This is a genomic window from Variovorax paradoxus (assembly GCF_030815975.1).
GTDB classification, from domain to species: Bacteria; Pseudomonadota; Gammaproteobacteria; order Burkholderiales; family Burkholderiaceae_C; genus Variovorax; species Variovorax paradoxus_N.
In genome coordinates, this window is the sequence record NZ_JAUSXL010000002.1 from 4,607,459 (window position 1) to 4,623,779 (window position 16,321).

Below are 16,321 nucleotides of genomic sequence, written 5' to 3' on the forward strand. Positions count from 1 at the left end.
GGCAAGCAGGGCGCGAGGCTGGTCAATGCCGCCGGTGGCCGCGGCAATGGCGCCGCGGCCGGTGTGCCGTTCAGGCCGGCGAGGAGCGCAGGCCGTAGGCCTTGCCGCCGACGAACAGGTATTCGGCGCGCAGCACCGGATCGCCTTTTTCGCCGGTGAAGGTGAAGCCCAGCGCGGCCACGGGAGTGCCGGGCTTGATCTCCTCGAGCCCCCAGGCCTGCAGGCGCGTAAGCGGCGCCAGTTCGATCAGCCACTTGCGGTCGCGCCGCGTCGGCAGCTGCGCCTTGGCCAGCAGCGCGGGGCCATCGACGGCCGCGCTTTGCCTGGGTAGCGCGCGCTGCTTCAGATCGGCCGGCAGGACCGGGTTCTCGGGCAGTTCCAGTTCGACCTCGCCATGCGGATTGCGCCACATGACCTTGCTCGCACGTCCCTCCAGGTAGAGCGGGCGATCCTGGTCGAAGCTGCTCCATCCATGGTGCGCCCAGGACGGCAGTGCCAGGCCCAGCGAACCGGCAACGAACAAGCGTCTCTCAATCATCTTGGTCTCCTTGCTCAGATGTAGGCAATCCAACGCCCGCAGATGATGACAGCGAGCCAAAACCCCAGCGACATGAGGCATTGCGCCTTGGCCATTGCGCCGGTGGCGGCGGGGCCGCCGCGAACATGGAACCAGATGGCGTTGGCGCCCGCCAGGCCGATCAGGAAAAGCTTGATGCGAAAGGCGGAGTTGGCCAGCAGCTCGCCGGGCTGCGTCGAAAACATCGTGAGGCCGGTGGCGGCGCACAGCCCGAAACCAACCAGTGCAGGCAGCAGCGTCAGGCGGGCCAGCCGCGGTGCCGAAAGCTCCCGGCCAAGGCCGAGCACCCGCAATTCGAACACCAGCAGTCCCCCGAACAACAGCGCGATGCCGACGATGTGCACCACCTCCAGCGCGGGATAGGCCCAGGGATGCGAAACCAGCCCGGCGAGCATCGCTGTCACGTCCGGGCCATGGACTGTTCAGGGGCCGCAAGGCAGGAACCGGCAGGTTGCATGGGATGCTCCTTCCATAGGTTCGGGCGAGCTTAGCCGAGGACGCATCCGGCGTCTTCGCCGGGCACGGCACAATCCGGCGGGATCTTTTTTCCGAAAGGGCTGTAACCAGCCGGTCCGATGGCACGAAACACAATGGACAGCAGAACGCGAATGAGCGACGCCGAAGCCGCGCTGCGCAGCCTGTTCCTGCGCGGCCAGGACGGCGACGCGGCGGCTTATCGCGAATTCCTGCAAAAACTCAGCGCGCATTTGCGCGCCTTTCTGGGCAAGCGCCTGTTCGGCTGGCCCGATGAAGTGGAAGACCTTGTCCAGGAATGCCTGCTCGCCATGCACAACCAGCGCCACACCTACCAGAGCGACCAGCCGCTGACGGCCTGGGTGCATGCGATTGCGCGCTACAAGATGATCGACCTGCTGCGCGCCAAGTCCGCGCGCGAAGCGCTGCATGACCCGCTGGACGACGATCTGGCGGTGTTCGCCGAATCGACCATCGACGCCAGTGACGCGCGCCGCGACCTGGGCGGCCTGTTGCAGACGTTGCCGGAACGCCAGCGCCTGCCGATCGTGCATGTGAAGCTCGAAGGCCTCTCGGTGGCCGAAACGGCAAGCCTGACCGGCATGTCCGAATCGGCCGTGAAGGTGGGCATCCACCGCGGACTCAAGGCGCTCGCCGCCAGGATCGGGAGCAAGGCGCCATGAAGACCGACGATCTCGTGGCCATGCTGGCGACCGGCGCCACGGCCGTGCCGCGCCGGGCCGCGGGGCGCCGCCTGGCGCTTGCGCTGCTGGCCGGGCTGCCCTTGTCCTTCGCCATCCTGTTCACCGAATACGGCCTGCGCCGTGATCTGGTGCAGGCCATGTTCTGGCCGATGTTCTGGGTCAAGGTGCTGTTTCCGCTGTGCATTGCGGCGGCCGCCTTCGTGATGGCGCAGCGCCTGGCGCGCCCGGGCGTGCCGGTGCGGCGCGCCTGGATCGGCATCGCGGTGCCGGTGCTCGCGGTGTGGGTGATGGCGGCCCTGGCCTGGTTCAATGCGCCGGCCGAAGAACGCATGCCCTTGCTCATGGGCCAGTCGTGGCGCGTTTGCGCGCTCAGCATCGGGCTCTTGGGGCTGCCGGTCTTCGCGGCCGCGCTGCTGGCCTTGAAGGGGCTGGCGCCCACGCGGCCTGCGCTGGCCGGTGCGGCCGCCGGCGCCTTGGCTGGCGGGGTGGGCGCGGCCGTCTACGCGCTGCACTGCATGGAGTTGACGGCACCCTTCCTGGCGGTCTGGTACGTGAGCGGCATCGCGCTGACGATGCTGGTGGGCGCGATGGTCGGGCCCCGCCTGCTGCGCTGGTAAACCTGGTAAACGGGTCCCGAGCCTTGGCTCAGCGCTTCTTGGCGCCGAAGATGCCGCCCAGCACGCCGCGCAGGATCTCCTTGCCGACCGAGGTGCCCATGGTCCGCACGGCCGACTTGGCCATGGTCTGCACCAGTCCGTCGCGCTTGCCGCCGCGCGGGCCGGTGCTGCCGAAGAGCAGGTCGTTCAGCATGCTGCTGCCTTCGGACGCTTCGGCCGCGCCCTTGGCGCCCGGCTTGCCCGCCGGCGCATCGGGTGCGCTTTCAGCGCGGCCCTTGAGCTTTTCGTAGGCCGACTCGCGGTCCACGGTCTTCTCATACACGCCGGCCACGAGCGAGCTGCCAATCACCGCCTGGCGCTGCGCGGGCGTGATGGGGCCGATCTGGCTGCCGGGCGGCACCACGAACACGCGCTCGGTCACGCTCGGGCGCCCCTTGGCATCGAGAAAGCTCACCAGCGCCTCGCCCACCGCAAGCTCGGTGATCGCGGTTTCGATGTCCAGGCCCGGCTTCTGGCGCATGGTGGTGGCCGTGGCCTTGACGGCCTTCTGGTCGCGCGGGGTGAAGGCGCGCAGCGCGTGCTGGACGCGGTTGCCCAGCTGGGCCAGCACCGAATCCGGAATGTCGAGCGGGTTCTGCGTCACGAAATAGACGCCCACGCCCTTGGAGCGCACCAGCCGCACCACGAGTTCGATGCGCTCCACCAGCGCCTTGGGCGCCTCATTGAAGAGCAGGTGGGCCTCGTCGAAGAAGAAGGCCAGCTTGGGCTGGTCGGGGTCACCGATCTCGGGCAGCTGTTCGAACAGTTCCGACAGCATCCAGAGCAGGAAGGTGGCGTAGAGCCGCGGCGAGTTCATGAGCTTGTCGGCCGCCAGGATGTTGACCACGCCCTTGCCGCCCACGGTCTGCATGAAGTCGGCGATGTTGAGCATCGGCTCGCCGAAGAACTTGTCGCCGCCCTGGGTTTCGATCTGCAGCAGGCCGCGCTGGATGGCGCCCACGCTGGCGGCGCTGATGTTGCCGTACTCGGTGGTGAACTGGCTCGCGTTCTCGCCCACGTGCTGCAGCATGGCGCGCAGGTCCTTCAGGTCGAGCAGCAGCAGGCCGTTGTCGTCGGCGATCTTGAACACCAGGTTCAGCACGCCGGCCTGGGTTTCGTTCAGGTCCAGCATGCGGCCCAGGAGCAGGGGGCCCATGTCGGAGACGGTGGCGCGCACCGGATGGCCCTGTTCGCCGAACACGTCCCACAAGGTGACGGGGCAGGCGGCCGGTTCGGGCGGCTCGATGCCCCGTTCCTTCAGTGTGGCCGCCATTTTTTCGCCGATGCTGCCTTTCTGGCTCATGCCGGTCAGGTCGCCCTTGACGTCGGCCATGAACACCGGAACGCCGATGCCCGAGAGCTTCTCGGCGATGGTCTGCAGGGTGACCGTCTTGCCGGTGCCGGTGGCGCCGGTGATCAGGCCGTGGCGGTTGGCCAGGCTGGGCAGCAGGGCGCACTCGATGGTGTCGTGGCGCGCGATCAGAAGGGGGTCGGCCATGAAGGGCTCCGGGTCGTATCGAAGCGGGCAGTCTAATCAAGCGGCCCTCCTATAATCCACGGCCCCCGAGGTAGTTGCCGAAAAAGTTTCAGGAGGTTTTTTTTGCCATCGACTGCTCAGCCCCCCATTCCCGCCGCCGGCGATTCACCTGAACAGTCGCCGATTGAAAAAGAGTTGGCCGTCTTGCTGGTGAACGCGCTCAATCTCGAAGTCGCGCCCGAGGACATCGTGCCCACCGATCCGCTGTACGGCGAAGGCCTGGGCCTCGACTCGATCGACATTCTCGAAGTCGCGCTCGAGGTGTCCCGGCGCTACGGCTTCCAGCTGCGCTCGGACGACGAGCGCAACCAGCAGATCTTCCAGTCGCTGCGTACGCTCGCGACCCACGTCGCCCAGCACCGCAACGCTTCCTGATCCATGTCACGATGGCGACTGGCGCTCCTGCTGCTGGTGGGAGTGGCCTATGCCGGCCTCTCTCACTGGATGATGCTGTTCCACCCCACCGAGCCGTGGGCCGTGGTGGTGTTGCTCGGCCCGCTCTGGCTGGCCGCCATGGGTTTTGCCGCCAGCAAGTTCGGCCGCTGGGGTTTTGCCGCGGCGATGCTGCTGGGCATCGGAGGCTTCGCGCTCGTGTTCCTGGGTGAGGCGGGCGACACCAATCGGCTCTATGTTTTTCAGCACGTCGCCATCAACGGTCTCTTGTGCGGCTGGTTCGGCGCTTCGCTGCGCGGGCCCGGCCTGTCGCTGATCACCCAGTTCGCGCAGCGCGTACATCCGCTCAAGGGCCACATGCTGGCCTACACCACGACGCTCACGCGCATCTGGACCGTGTACTTCGCGCTGGTGGTGGTGTCGTCCATCGTGGTGTACCTGACGCTGCCTTTGTCGGCCTGGTCGCTGCTCGCGAACGTGCTGACGCCGTTGTCGGTCACGCTTCTCTTCGTGGGCGAGCACCTGGTGCGCTACCGGCTGCACCCCGAGTTCGAGCGCACGCGGCTCATCGATGCGGTGCGCGCCTTCCAGGGCGCATCGCCCGCTGACCACGGCAGCGGCAACCGTTGAAGCAGGGGGCACCCGCGTGAGCGCCGATACCCGCCTGCTGCCGCTGATCGCGAACCGGGATCTCGATGCGCCGCTGGCCTGGCGCGCCGGCGTGCCCGTGAGCACGCGCCAGTTCCTGGCCGATGTGGCCCGCTTCGCGCCGCTGCTGCCGGCCGAGGGCCGGGCCGTCAATCTCTGTGTCGACCGCTATGCGTTTGCGGTCGGCCTGGCGGCTGCGCTGGTGCGCGGCCACGCGAGCCTGCTGCCGCCCGATGCGCGGCCCGACACGCTCGCGCGCCTGCTCGAATCCGCTGGCTCGAATCTTTTCGCGCTGACCGACGACGCCGCGCTCGCCACGCCAGGCATGCCGCGCGTGCTGGTCGAACACCGCGCCAGCCCCGAAGGCGGCGCCGGCCTGGAGATTCCGGCCATCGATGGCGCCATGCACGCCGTGAGCCTGCTGACCTCCGGCTCCACCGGCGCGCCGCAGCCGCATGCCAAGCGCTGGGACACGCTGGTCGGCGACGTTGCGGTGGCGGTGGAGCGGCTCTCCAGCCTGCTCGGCCTGCCATCGCTCGCCGGCCTGACGCTGGTTGCGACAGTGCCGGTGCAGCACAGCTATGGGCTGGAATCGTCGGCGCTGCTGGCCATGCTGGGCGGCGCGGCGTTCGACAGCGGACGGCCGTTCTTTCCGGCCGACGTGGCCAAGACGCTGGCTTCGGTGCCGCGCCCGCGCGCGCTGGTCACCACGCCTTTCCACCTGAAGACGCTGCTGCTTTCGGGCATCGAGCTGCCGCCGGTCGACCTGATTCTTTCCGCCACCGCGCCGCTCTCGCCGCAGCTGGCGGCCCAGGCCGAACAGGCGCTGGGCGGGGTGCTGATCGAGATCTATGGCAGCACCGAATCCGGCCAGGTTGCCACCCGCCGCACCACGCAGAGCGAGGTCTGGGAAAACTTCGGCAACATCCGAGTCCATGCCGAACCGGGCGAGGGCGACGGTCCGGAGCGCTTCATCTTCAGCGGCGACTTCCTGCCCGAGCCCACGCCCATGGCCGACGTGCTCGAACTGCTCGATGCGCGCCGCTTCCGGCTGCTGGGCCGCGCCAACGACCTGATCCATGTGGCGGGCCGGCGCAGTTCGCTCGCGCACCTGAACTATCACCTCAACAGCATCGCGGGCGTCGAGGACGGCGCGTTCTGGCTGCCCGACGAAGTGGCCGACGGCGTGGTGCGCCCCGTGGCCTTCGTGGTGGCACCCGCGCTCTCTGCCGGCCAGATCGTCGCCGCCCTGCGGCAGCGGCTGGAGTCGGTGTTCGTCCCGCGCCGCGTGGTGCAGGTGAAGGCCTTTCCGCGCGAAGGCACCGGCAAGCTCACGGTGCGGGCGCTGCGCGAATTCGCGCTCGCGCAGCTGGCGGAAGACGACACGCCGGTGCAGCTGGCCCATGCGGTGCCTGCCGACCATCCGGCGTTCGCGGGCCACTTTCCCGGCCAGCCGCTGCTGCCGGGCGCGCTGGTGCTGGCCGAGGTCATGGAAGCCGTGCAGCGCGTGCCGGCGCTGGTCGCCCGGCTGGGCAGCCACCCCACGCTCGCGGCCGCCAAGTTCCTGGCGCCCGTGCGGCCGGGCAGCATGCTTTCCATCGAACTGCACCCGGAGTCCGGCGCTGCGCGCGGGGTGCGCTTCGACGTGCGCTGCGACGGCGTGCTGGCTGTCACCGGCCGCTGGGCCGCCGTGCCAGAGTCTGCGTGATGAAGCACACCGACGCCGAGACGCGCGCCGTGAATGATGCGGCGCAGGCAGGCCAGCGCGGCGACTGGGCGCACACGCCCGAGCGCAGCAACATGCTGGCGTTGCGCGTCATCTGCCTGATGGCGATCGTATGCGGGCGCCACGTCACGCGCCTGCTGCTGCCGCCGATCAGCCTGTACTTCCTCTTGTTCGCACCCGCGCCGCGGCGCCACATCAAACGCTACCTGTTCCGGGCCATCGGTCCGCACGCCGGCTGGATCGACGGCTACCGGCTGCTGCACGCCTTTGCCTCCACGGTGCTCGACCGCGTGTACTTCCTGCGCGGGCGCATGGACCTGTTCGACGTCAGAGTCGAAGGCAACCAGGCGCTGGAAGCCGAGGCGCTGAAAGGGCGCGGCGCCTTTCTGCTCGGCGCGCACGTCGGCAGCTTCGAGGCGATGGGCGCCTGCAAGCAAAAAAGCCAGCACAAGCACGACCTGCGGCTGGCGATGCTGATGTACCCCGACAACGCACAGCGCATCACGGCCATCCTCAACGCCATCAGCCTGCCCGAGCTGCGGCCCCACGTGATCGCGCTGGGCCGACCGCATTCGATGCTCGCGCTGCGCGACTGGCTCGATGGCGGCGGCCTTGGCGGCATGCTGGTCGACCGCACCCTGCCGGGCAGCGAGGACCAGCCGGCGCAGCAGCGCGGCAACAACATCGTGCTGCCGTTCCTCGGCCAGCCTGCAAGTTTCGACGACGGCCCGTTCCGCCTGGCGGCGCTGCTGCGGTGCAAGGTGTTCTTCATGGCCGGCCTGTATGGCGGCGGCGCGCGCTACGATGTCCGGTTCGACCTTTTGGCCGACTTCAGCGAGCGGGCGTCCGACCCCGCCGAGCGGGAACGCCGCATCCGCGCGGCGGTCGAAGCCTATGTGGCGCGCCTCGATGCACTGTGCCGCGCCTATCCCTACAACTGGTTCAACTTTCATGATTTCCTGGCTCGAAGATTCGGTTTGACTGGCTTTGCAGGAGCCTGCTGCTGGCCCTGGCCTGCTGCGCCGCGCCGGCATGGGCCTTCGACCTGCCCGAGCTGATGGGGCTGCTTTCGAAGCAAAAGAGCGGCGAGGCCCGCTTCACCGAGCAGCGCTTCGTGCACGGCCTGGAAGGCCCGCTCGATGCCCGCGGCACGCTGAGCTTCGATGCACCCGACAAGCTGGTGCGGCGCACGCTGTCACCGCGCGTCGAAACCATGGCGGTCGAAGGCAACACGCTGACGCTTTCGCGCGGCGGCCGCAACCGCACCCTGACGCTCGACAGCATGCCCGAGCTGCTCGGCCTGGTCGAAGCCATGCGCGGCACGCTGGCCGGCGACGGCGCCACCCTGCAGCGCTATTTCCGCAGCACGGTGAGCGGCTCGACCGCCAACTGGACGCTCGACCTCCTGCCGGCCGACAGCCGGCTTGCGGCGCAGGTGCGCAGCATCCGCATCAGCGGCCGCTCAAGCGAAGTGCTCGGCCTCGAAATGGAGTTCGTCGGCGGCGACCGCTCGGTGATGAGCATCACGCCCGAGCGCCAGGGCGCTGCACCCACCGCGCCTTCGGGCGCTGCCGGGCGCACCACGCCGTGAGGGCGCGCGAGACCGGGGAGGGCGGCCCGCCGAGCTGGCAGCGCCGGGCGCTGGTGCTGATGGTCTGGGCACTGGTTCTGCTCTGCGGCGCGCTGCAGATTGCGCGCACGCAATTCAGCGCAGATCTTTCGGCCTTCCTGCCCAAGAGCCCCGACGTGCGGCAGCAGGTGCTCATCGAGCAGCTGCAAAGCGGCGTGGCGTCGCGCACGCTGATGCTCGGCATCGAGGGCGGCGCCAGCGTGGAGCAGCGCGCGGCCGTGTCCCGCGCGGTGGCCAAGTCCATGCGCGAGAGCCGGCTGTTCGACCTGATCCAGAACGGCGACACCGGCGACTGGAGCGAAGCCGGCACCTGGGTCTTCGAGCACCGCTACCAGCTTTCTCCGGGCGTGAGGCCCGAGCAGTTCACCGCCGAAGGCCTGCGCGACGCGATCTATGAAACGCTGTCGATGCTGGGCACGCCGGCGGGCAACGCGATCAAGCCCTTGCTCGACCGCGATCCGACCGGCGAGACCCAGCGCATTGCCGTCGAGCTGACGCCGGCCAGCGCGCCGCGCAGCGAAGACGGCGTCTGGATGTCGCGCAACGCGCCGCGCGCGCTCATGATCGCCACCACGCGCGCTGCGGGCAGCGATCTCGATGCCCAGGCCGTGGCCATCGCGCGCGTGCATGCGGCTTTCGACGCCGCAACGCAGGGCATGGCCGAGGCCGACCGGCCGAAGCTGCTGCTGAGCGGCCCGCCCGTGTTCTCGGTGCTGAGCCGCGACAAGATCAAGACCGAAGCCATCCACCTTGCCATCATCGGCGGCATCGTGATGGGCGGCCTGCTGCTGCTGGCCTTTGCGTCGCCGCGCGCGCTGGTCATCGCATTCCTGCCGGTGGCCACGGGCGTGGTGGTGGGGACCGCGGCGGTCAGCGTGGTGTTCGGCTCGGTGCACGGCATGACGCTGGGCTTCGGCAGCACGCTGATCGGAGAGACCGTCGACTACGCCATCTATTACCTGATCCAGGCCCGGGGCGCAGCCGTGGCCGGCACCGGCTGGGCGCGCTGGCGTGAAGTGCATTGGCCCACCGTGCGGCTCGGCCTGCTGACCTCGGTGTGCGGTTTCGCGGCGCTGGTGTTCTCGGGCTTTCCGGGCCTGGCGCAGCTGGGCGTGTTCTCCATTGCAGGGCTCGTGGCCGCGGCGCTGGCCACGCGCTACGCATTGCCGATGCTCGCGCCCGACGGCGCCACCGGCATGGGCATGCGCAAGTACATGGCGCACGCGGCCGGCATGCTCGTGCGCGGCCTGCCGCGCCTGCGATGGGTCCTGGCCGGGCTCGGCGCTGCCGCGCTGGTGCTGGTGATCTGGCAGGGCGGGCATCTGTGGCGCGCCGACCTCGGCGCCATGAGCCCGGTGCCCAAGTCGGCGCAGCAGCTCGACGAAATGCTGCGCGCCGACATCGGCACCGGCGACGGCAGCACGCTGGTGGTGGTCTACGGCGCCGACGAGGAAACCGCGCTGCGCAACACCGAAGCCGCCACCGCACGGCTCGACACACTGGTCGACAAGGGCGAGCTCGGCGGCTTCGAGGCCGTGACGCGCGTGCTGCCGAGCATCGCGACCCAGGCGGCCCGGCTGGCCAGCCTGCCCGAGGGCGAAACGCTGCGCACCCGGCTGGCCGAGGCCACCCAAGGCTCGCCGCTGCCGGCCGCGCGCCTCGGGCCGTTCCTGGCCGATGTCGAAGCCGCGCGCAAGCTCGCGCCCGTGCGGCGCACCGACCTGGCCGGCGGGCCACTCGGTTCGGTGGTCAACACGCTCATGTACCAGCGCCCGGGCGGCGGCTGGTCGACGCTGGTGGTGCTGCACCCCGGAGCGAAGTTCGACGCGCGCCGGCTCGAAGCCGCGCTCGCGGGCGTGCCCGAGGTGCAGGTGGTTGACGTGGGCCGCGAACTCGCGGGGCTCTATCAGCGCTATCTGCACGAGGCCTTCGTGCAGGTGCTGCTCGGCGCGCTGGCCGTGGTGGTGCTGCTCGGCCTCTACCTGCGCTCGGGCCGGCGCCTGCTCGCGGTGTGCCAGCCGCTGCTGTTCGCGGTGGTGCTCACCCTGGGCGGCATGGCCGTGCTCCAAGTGCCGCTGGGCATCCTGCACCTGGTGGGGCTGCTGCTGATCGTGGCGGTGGGCTCCAACTACGCGCTGTTCTTCGACCAGCTGCGCATGGCCGGACGGGCCGACGAGGACACGCTGGCCTCGCTGATGCTGGCCAACCTGACCACGGTGGTGTCGTTCGGGCTGATCGCGATCTCGGACATTCCGGCGCTGTCGTCGATCGGACGCGTGGTCGCGCCGGGTGCCTTGCTGGCGCTGCTGCTGTCGGCCGCGTTCGCGCGCCGCGTGGTGCCAACGCCGCCCGCGCGCGGCTGATGGGAAAATCCCGCACCATGTCCTCCGCATCCGCTGCACCGTCCGAACCCTGGCCCTGGCCGCCGGCCATTCGCGCCAGCGCGGCCTGGCACGTGGCCGCCATCGGCGCTGGCGCGATGGTGCCCGGCGCCATGCCGTGGGCCATTGGCGCCATCGTGCTGAACCATGCGCTGATCACCGGCGCGGGGCTCGCGCCGCGCAGCAGCCTGCTGGGGCCGAATGTCACGCGCTTGCCCGAGGCCGCCGGTGCCCGGCGCCAGGTGGCGATCACCATCGACGACGGGCCCGACCCCGAGGTCACGCCCCGGGTGCTCGACCTGCTGGACGCACATGGCCAGCGCGCCACCTTCTTCTGCATTGCCGAGCGCGTGCTGGCCCATCCGGACTTGGCGCGCGAGATCGTGGCGCGGGGCCACAGCATCCAGAACCACACCGCGCGGCACCGGCACAATTTTTCCTTTCTCGGTCCCCGCGGCTTTGCGAGCGAGATCGCCCGCGCGCAGGACATCCTGGCCGACACCACCGGCCAGCGCCCGACCTGTTTCCGCGCACCGGCCGGCTTGCGCAATCCGTTTCTCGAACCGGTGCTGCACCGGCTTGGCCTGTCGCTCGTGAGCTGGACGCGCCGCGGCTTCGACACGCGCGAAGGCGACCCTGCCAAGGTCATGGCGCGCCTGGGCCGCAAGCTGCAGGCGCGCGACATCCTGCTTCTGCACGACGGCAACGCCGCGCGCACCCCTGGAGGAAACCCCGTGTTGCTGGAGGTATTGCCCTTGCTTTTCGAACGCCTGCGCGCCGACGGGCTGCGCGCTGTCACCTTGCCGGAAGGCCTTGAATCATGAGTGCGGTGCTGCCTTCTTCTTCGTCTTCTTCTTTTTCCACCGATGCCGCCTGGCGCGAGCTTCACGAGACCGCCACTGTTCATTACAAGAAGGGTGGCAGCTTCGCCTGGCATTTCGCGCGCGGCAAGCTGGGGCGCGATCCGGTGTTTCGCGGACTGCTTGAACGCGGGCTGATCGACACAGCACATCGCCGCGTGGTGGACATCGGCTGCGGCCAAGGGCTGTTCGCAAGCCTGCTCGCGTCGATGAGCCGCATGCAGGCGCACGGCCGCTGGCCATCGTCCTGGAAGCCCACGCCACCGGCCCCCGACTACACCGGCATCGAGCTGATGCCCAAGGACGTGGCGCGTGCCGAGGCTTCCATCGGGCATCTGCAGCCGGCGCCACGGCTGCTCTGCGCCGACATGTGCTCGGCGCCGCTGCCGGCGTGCGACCTGGTCGTGATCCTCGACGTGCTGCACTACGTGGACATCGAGGCGCAAAACAGTGTCCTGCAGCGTGTGCGCGATGCATTGCGGCACGGCAGCAATGCGAATGCCCGGCTGCTGCTGCGCGTGGGCGACGCGTCGAGCAAGCGCGGCTTTGCCATCAGCCAGTGGGTCGACCGCACCGTGACGCGCGTGCGCGGCCACAAGGTGTCGCCCACCTGGGGCCGTCCGCTGTCCGATTGGGTGGCGGCGCTGCAGCGGCTGGAATTCCGCGTGCAAAGCATTCCGATGAGCAAGGGAACGCCCTTTGCCAACGTGCTGCTGGTGGCCGACCTGGAGCACCCGGCGTGACAGCGGCCCCACAGACGCTCGACCGCACCGGTATTGCCGAGCGCATTCCGCACAGCGGCAGCATGTGCCTGCTCGACCGGCTCGAGCGCTGGGATGCCGAGTCCATCCATTGCAGCACCCGCACGCATGCGCAACCAGACAATCCGTTGCGGACCGCGGGCGGGCTGCTCGCACCCAACGCCATCGAGTACGCTGCCCAGGCCATGGCGCTGCACGGCGGGCTGCTGGCCGCCGAGGGGAGCACGCCGTCGGCCGGATTCCTCGCGAGTGCGCGCAATGTGCGCCTGTCGGTGGCGCGGCTCGACGACATCGACGGCGCGCTGCAGGTGCAGGCGCGTCGCCTGTCGGGCGATACGAACCAGATCCTCTATGAATTCGCGGTGAACGACAGCGGCGGCCATGTGCTGGCCGAAGGCCGCGCGGTGGTGGTGCTGAACACGCCGCTGGCAACCGGAGCCCACGCACCATGACTCTCGAAGGAAAACGCGCACTCATCACCGGCGCCAGCGGTGCCTTGGGCGCCGCCATGGCCGAGCGCCTGGCGCGCGATGGCGCCACGGTGCTGCTGCACGCCAACTCGCGTCCCAAAGCGGTGGAGCAATTGGCGGCCACCATCGCGGCTGCGGGCGGCAGGGCCGAGTGCCATGTGTTCGACCTGCGCAGCGACGAAGCCTGCCGCGTGGCGTGCGAGCGCATGCTCGAAGGCGGGCCGGTCCAGATCGTCGTCAACAACGCGGGCGTGCATGACGACGCCGTGCTGCCCGGCATGCGCGCAGACCAGTGGCACAAGGTCATCGACGTCTCGCTCAACGGATTCTTCCGCGTGACGCAGCCCTTGCTGCTGCCGATGATGCGCACGCGCTGGGGGCGCGTTCTCAATATTTCGTCCGTTTCGGCGCTGACCGGCAACCGCGGGCAGGTCAACTATGCCGCGGCCAAGGGTGCGCTCAACAGCGCGACCAAGGCGCTCTCGCTCGAAGTGGCGTCGCGCGGCGTGACGGTCAACGCCATTGCGCCGGGCATCATCGCCTCGCCCATGGCCGATGCCGCGTTCGACCCCGCCATGGTCAACCAGATGGTGCCGATGAAGCGCGCCGGAACGCCGCAGGAAGTGGCGGCGCTGGCTTCATTCCTCGCCAGCGACGAGGCGGCCTACATCACGGGGCAGGTGATTTCGATCAACGGCGGGATGATCTGAGTTTTACTGCGGGGCACGGCGATGAGGGTTGAGCCGAGGACAGCGCAGTGGTTGTTCCTCCTCTTTGGAGCCCGTTCCCGGTCTTGCTCCCTCTCCCTCTGGGAGAGGGTTGGGGTGAGGGCAGCGGCCTCAACACCATGACAAGCGCCGCATCGCCTGCCGGGCGCGTCTCAACAAAGAAGCGCTACCTCTGAAACGGCGGGGCCCCGCGCAGCTTGCGAAAAACCAAACCCGGCAGCCGCAGCACGAACTCCACCATCAACCGCGTGTGCATCCACGTCAGCAGCAGGTTGTCGCGCCCATAGCGAAAATGCGAAACCCCGCCTTCCTCGGCGGTCAGGTATTTCACCGGCGCGTCGATGTTCACGGGCTTGACGCCGCGCCAGGCCAGCCGCACGACCGCTTCGGTGTCGAAGTCGAAGCGGCGCATCCACGGCTGCCGCGCCATCACGGCGATCAGGTCGGGCACCGGGTACACGCGAAATCCGTAGAGCGAATCGCCCACCCCGGCAAACAGGGTCTCGAGCTGGGTCCAGCCGTTGGACACGCGCCGACCCCGCACGCGCAGCAGCGGGGCGGAGGCATCGAACACCGGCCGGCCCAGCACCATCGTCTCCGGCCGCGCCTGCGATGCTTTCATGAAAGCGGAAATCAGGTCGGCCGGGTGCTGGCCGTCGGAATCCATGGTCAGCGCATGCGTGAAGCCGGCCTCGCGTGCCGCACGCAAGCCGTGCAGCACGGCCGCGCCCTTGCCCTGGTTGTGCGGCAGCAGCCAGACCCGCAGGCCCGGGTCGCCGGCGGCCATCTGCTGCAGGCGCTCGCCGGTGCCGTCGGTGCTGCCGTCCACCACCACCCAGACCGGGTTCCACTGCGCGCGCGCCGCTTCGACCGTGGAGAACAGGCGTTCGCCCGTGTTGTAGCTGGGGATCAGGACAAGGTGGGTGCGCGAGGCGTCTGGCATGCGGGGGACGCGTCGGTTGCGCGCTGTTCCATGTGTTGGCGAAAGTATTGTTCCAGCTCCGATTGCAGCACGTGGCTGTCCTGCATGGGCGCAAAACGCTCGCCCAGCCGGAGCCTGAAGACGACGGGCAGCGGCGGCACGCGCCACAGCGGCCAGCCCTTGCCGAGGTAGGGCGAGTCGGTTTCGATGAACACGGTCTGGATCGGCGCCTGCGCGAGCTTGGCGATCAATGTCACGCCGTGTCCGAAGGGGTTGAGCGGCGGCGTCACGGTGCGCGTGCCTTCCGGAAAGATCACCAGCTGGCCGCCGTTGCGCAGGTCGGCCACGGCCAGCCGCACCATGGTGCGCGCCGATTCGTTGCTGATGTAGCGCGCCAGCCGCGCCCCCGCGCCCAGGAAGATGTTGCGCAGCAGGTCGGCCTTCATGATGCAGGCGCTGCGCGGCAGCCGCGCCACCAGCAGCAGGGCGTCGAGCATGGTCGGGTGGTTGGCAACGAAGATCACGCCCGGCTCGTCGCGCATCGGATCGAGGCAATCGGCGTCGATGCGCATCATCCCGGTTACCGAGGCCAGGCCCCAGAACATGCGGTAGGCCAAGGCGATGGTCAGGCGGCCCAGCTTGCGGGCGGGTGCCTCGGGCATCACCGGATAAAGCAGCATGGCCACGAAATTCCAGGCCAACGAGATCAGCCCCAGGAACAGCAGCAGCGCGTAGAGCATCAACGCGAGCGGAATGGCCGTGAGAATGCGCAGCACGCGGGTCATCGACATGGGTCGCCGGTCCGGTCGATCGCGCCGGGTCAGGCCCGCAGGCGACCCGGGGCGACGGCGTGGGCTTCGATCTCGACCAGCAGGTCGCTGCGGCAGATGTCCGCCTCCAGGTAGACCGCGTGGCGGATCATCGGCGCGTCGGCGCCGAGCGCGCTCTCGAGCACGCCGCGCACCTTGTCGGTATCGGCCGGATGCCGCACATAGACCACGCAATCGAGCATGGCGAGCGCGAACGTGGCCGTGGCCTGGTTGTTGGCGGCCGCGATCACGGCTTCGAGGTTGCGCAGCGTTTCGCGCGTCTGCGCCAGCACATCGCCGTGGTGCACGGTTTCATGGCCGACGATGCTCGCGGTGCCCGATATGAAAAGCGCCACGTCGCCATTGCCGATCTCGGCCAGCGCGGCGCGCGAGAAGGTGGGCGAGCGCGGGCCGTAGGTTTCCGGGTAGCGGTAGGCCGAGATCTGGCGCGGGTTTTCGACCGGCATGGGCGCGATCTGGCCGGCCAGGAAGCGGATCGACAGCGCGCCCTGGTGGATGCCCAGCGCACATGCCGCGGGCGCGCCCTCGAAGGCGGCGCGGCCAGCCTCGAAGAAGGCTTCCTGGCGCCCGAGATTGAACTGGCGATAGCGCTCCAGCCCGCCGCCGTCGGCATTGATCTGCGGCAGGTAGTTCCAGATGCGCAGCAGGTGGGGCGTGCCGGCCTGGTCGAGAGTCTTGAACAGGTCGCGGTAGGCGCGGTGTGCGAGTTCGGCGAGGTCCTGTTTCTCGATCGACTCGTCGAGGTCGATGGCGCCGAGCAGCCATTGTCCGTCGCTGCGCCAGCGCGCGATGCCGGTGGTGCTCGATGCAACCTGCCCGCCGCTCACGTGCCACACGTCGGCCATCGCGCCTTGCGCCGAAAGAACGCGCGCATTGACGGTCGGCATCCATGCCAGTTCGTGCGGCGTGCCATAGCCGAGCGCCGCGAAAGGCGCACGCCCGTTGGCAGCCAGCGCAAGGCTGTCGGACAGCGAAAGGCGCTCGACGCGCAGAGAGGAGGAGGTTTCGCCCTGGACTCGCACGG

General features: G+C 69.2%; 18 protein-coding genes. 12 read left to right on the plus strand and 6 right to left on the minus strand.

The window, feature by feature from the left end; translation table 11 throughout:
- Window positions 1–70: 70 nt before the first annotated feature.
- Window positions 71–538, minus strand: a complete 468-nt coding sequence (locus QFZ47_RS25335; RefSeq protein ID WP_307658256.1) for a DUF6152 family protein — start codon at window positions 536–538, stop codon at window positions 71–73.
- Window positions 539–552: 14 nt separating this feature from the next.
- Window positions 553–972 carry a hypothetical protein gene (locus QFZ47_RS25340; protein ID WP_307659013.1) on the minus strand — a complete coding sequence of 140 codons (420 nt, stop codon included), beginning with the start codon at window positions 970–972 and terminating at the stop codon, window positions 553–555.
- A 180-nt stretch (window positions 973–1,152) separates the two neighbouring features.
- Here QFZ47_RS25340 and QFZ47_RS25345 point away from each other — a divergent pair, with 180 nt between their 5' ends.
- Together QFZ47_RS25345 and QFZ47_RS25350 are read left to right on the plus strand one after the other, a co-directional pair.
- Window positions 1,153–1,734, plus strand: a complete 582-nt coding sequence (locus tag QFZ47_RS25345) for a sigma-70 family RNA polymerase sigma factor (protein ID WP_370880614.1) — start codon at window positions 1,153–1,155, stop codon at window positions 1,732–1,734.
- Window positions 1,731–2,372: an NrsF family protein gene (locus QFZ47_RS25350; protein WP_307658258.1), complete on the plus strand. Its 642-nt coding sequence runs from the start codon at window positions 1,731–1,733 to the stop codon at window positions 2,370–2,372. Before QFZ47_RS25345 ends, QFZ47_RS25350 begins: the two co-directional genes overlap by 4 nt.
- Before the next feature lie 28 nt (window positions 2,373–2,400).
- Here QFZ47_RS25350 and QFZ47_RS25355 read toward each other — a convergent pair whose 3' ends face one another.
- Complete coding sequence (locus QFZ47_RS25355; RefSeq protein ID WP_307658259.1) at window positions 2,401–3,909, minus strand: helicase HerA-like domain-containing protein; 1,509 nt, start codon at window positions 3,907–3,909, stop codon at window positions 2,401–2,403.
- Window positions 3,910–4,011: 102 nt separating this feature from the next.
- On the opposite strand from QFZ47_RS25355, the gene QFZ47_RS25360 reads away from it, so the two are divergent.
- Genes QFZ47_RS25360 through fabG form a run of 10 tightly spaced genes read left to right on the plus strand, consistent with a single transcriptional unit; the run spans window position 4,012 to window position 13,527 of the window.
- The gene (locus tag QFZ47_RS25360) at window positions 4,012–4,323 is read left to right on the plus strand and encodes a phosphopantetheine-binding protein (RefSeq protein WP_307658260.1); all 312 of its coding nucleotides are present in this window, start codon (window positions 4,012–4,014) and stop codon (window positions 4,321–4,323) included.
- A 3-nt stretch (window positions 4,324–4,326) separates the two neighbouring features.
- Window positions 4,327–4,971 (plus strand): COG4648 family protein, encoded by a 645-nt coding sequence (locus tag QFZ47_RS25365; protein WP_307658261.1) that lies wholly within the window; start codon window positions 4,327–4,329, stop codon window positions 4,969–4,971.
- Between the two features lie 16 nt (window positions 4,972–4,987).
- Complete coding sequence (locus QFZ47_RS25370) at window positions 4,988–6,697, plus strand: ApeI family dehydratase (protein WP_307658262.1); 1,710 nt, start codon at window positions 4,988–4,990, stop codon at window positions 6,695–6,697.
- Window positions 6,697–7,773 (plus strand): lysophospholipid acyltransferase family protein, encoded by a 1,077-nt coding sequence (locus QFZ47_RS25375; RefSeq protein ID WP_307658263.1) that lies wholly within the window; start codon window positions 6,697–6,699, stop codon window positions 7,771–7,773. Before QFZ47_RS25370 ends, QFZ47_RS25375 begins: the two co-directional genes overlap by 1 nt.
- Entirely contained in the window at window positions 7,773–8,306 is a 534-nt protein-coding gene (locus tag QFZ47_RS25380) for a LolA-related protein (RefSeq protein WP_307658264.1), read from the plus strand. The genes QFZ47_RS25375 and QFZ47_RS25380 overlap by 1 nt, the downstream gene beginning before the upstream one ends.
- Window positions 8,303–10,708 (plus strand): MMPL family transporter, encoded by a 2,406-nt coding sequence (locus tag QFZ47_RS25385; RefSeq protein ID WP_307658265.1) that lies wholly within the window; start codon window positions 8,303–8,305, stop codon window positions 10,706–10,708. The genes QFZ47_RS25380 and QFZ47_RS25385 overlap by 4 nt, the downstream gene beginning before the upstream one ends.
- The gene (locus QFZ47_RS25390; RefSeq protein WP_307658266.1) at window positions 10,708–11,550 is read left to right on the plus strand and encodes a polysaccharide deacetylase family protein; all 843 of its coding nucleotides are present in this window, start codon (window positions 10,708–10,710) and stop codon (window positions 11,548–11,550) included. The genes QFZ47_RS25385 and QFZ47_RS25390 overlap by 1 nt, the downstream gene beginning before the upstream one ends.
- Window positions 11,547–12,329 carry a class I SAM-dependent methyltransferase gene (locus tag QFZ47_RS25395; protein WP_307658267.1) on the plus strand — a complete coding sequence of 261 codons (783 nt, stop codon included), beginning with the start codon at window positions 11,547–11,549 and terminating at the stop codon, window positions 12,327–12,329. The genes QFZ47_RS25390 and QFZ47_RS25395 overlap by 4 nt, the downstream gene beginning before the upstream one ends.
- The gene (locus QFZ47_RS25400; protein WP_307658268.1) at window positions 12,326–12,799 is read left to right on the plus strand and encodes a hotdog family protein; all 474 of its coding nucleotides are present in this window, start codon (window positions 12,326–12,328) and stop codon (window positions 12,797–12,799) included. The genes QFZ47_RS25395 and QFZ47_RS25400 overlap by 4 nt, the downstream gene beginning before the upstream one ends.
- Window positions 12,796–13,527: a 3-oxoacyl-ACP reductase FabG gene (fabG, locus tag QFZ47_RS25405; RefSeq protein ID WP_307658269.1), complete on the plus strand. Its 732-nt coding sequence runs from the start codon at window positions 12,796–12,798 to the stop codon at window positions 13,525–13,527. Before QFZ47_RS25400 ends, fabG begins: the two co-directional genes overlap by 4 nt.
- Before the next feature lie 184 nt (window positions 13,528–13,711).
- Here fabG and QFZ47_RS25410 read toward each other — a convergent pair whose 3' ends face one another.
- Genes QFZ47_RS25410 through QFZ47_RS25420 form a run of 3 tightly spaced genes read right to left on the minus strand, consistent with a single transcriptional unit; the run spans window position 13,712 to window position 16,319 of the window.
- The gene (locus tag QFZ47_RS25410) at window positions 13,712–14,488 is read right to left on the minus strand and encodes a glycosyltransferase family 2 protein (RefSeq protein WP_307658270.1); all 777 of its coding nucleotides are present in this window, start codon (window positions 14,486–14,488) and stop codon (window positions 13,712–13,714) included.
- Window positions 14,455–15,258 carry a lysophospholipid acyltransferase family protein gene (locus tag QFZ47_RS25415; RefSeq protein WP_307658271.1) on the minus strand — a complete coding sequence of 268 codons (804 nt, stop codon included), beginning with the start codon at window positions 15,256–15,258 and terminating at the stop codon, window positions 14,455–14,457. Before QFZ47_RS25415 ends, QFZ47_RS25410 begins: the two co-directional genes overlap by 34 nt.
- A 29-nt stretch (window positions 15,259–15,287) precedes the next feature.
- Window positions 15,288–16,319, minus strand: coding sequence for a chorismate transformation FkbO/Hyg5 family protein (locus QFZ47_RS25420; protein ID WP_307658272.1), 1,032 nt, complete (start codon window positions 16,317–16,319; stop codon window positions 15,288–15,290).
- Window positions 16,320–16,321: the final 2 nt, after the last annotated feature.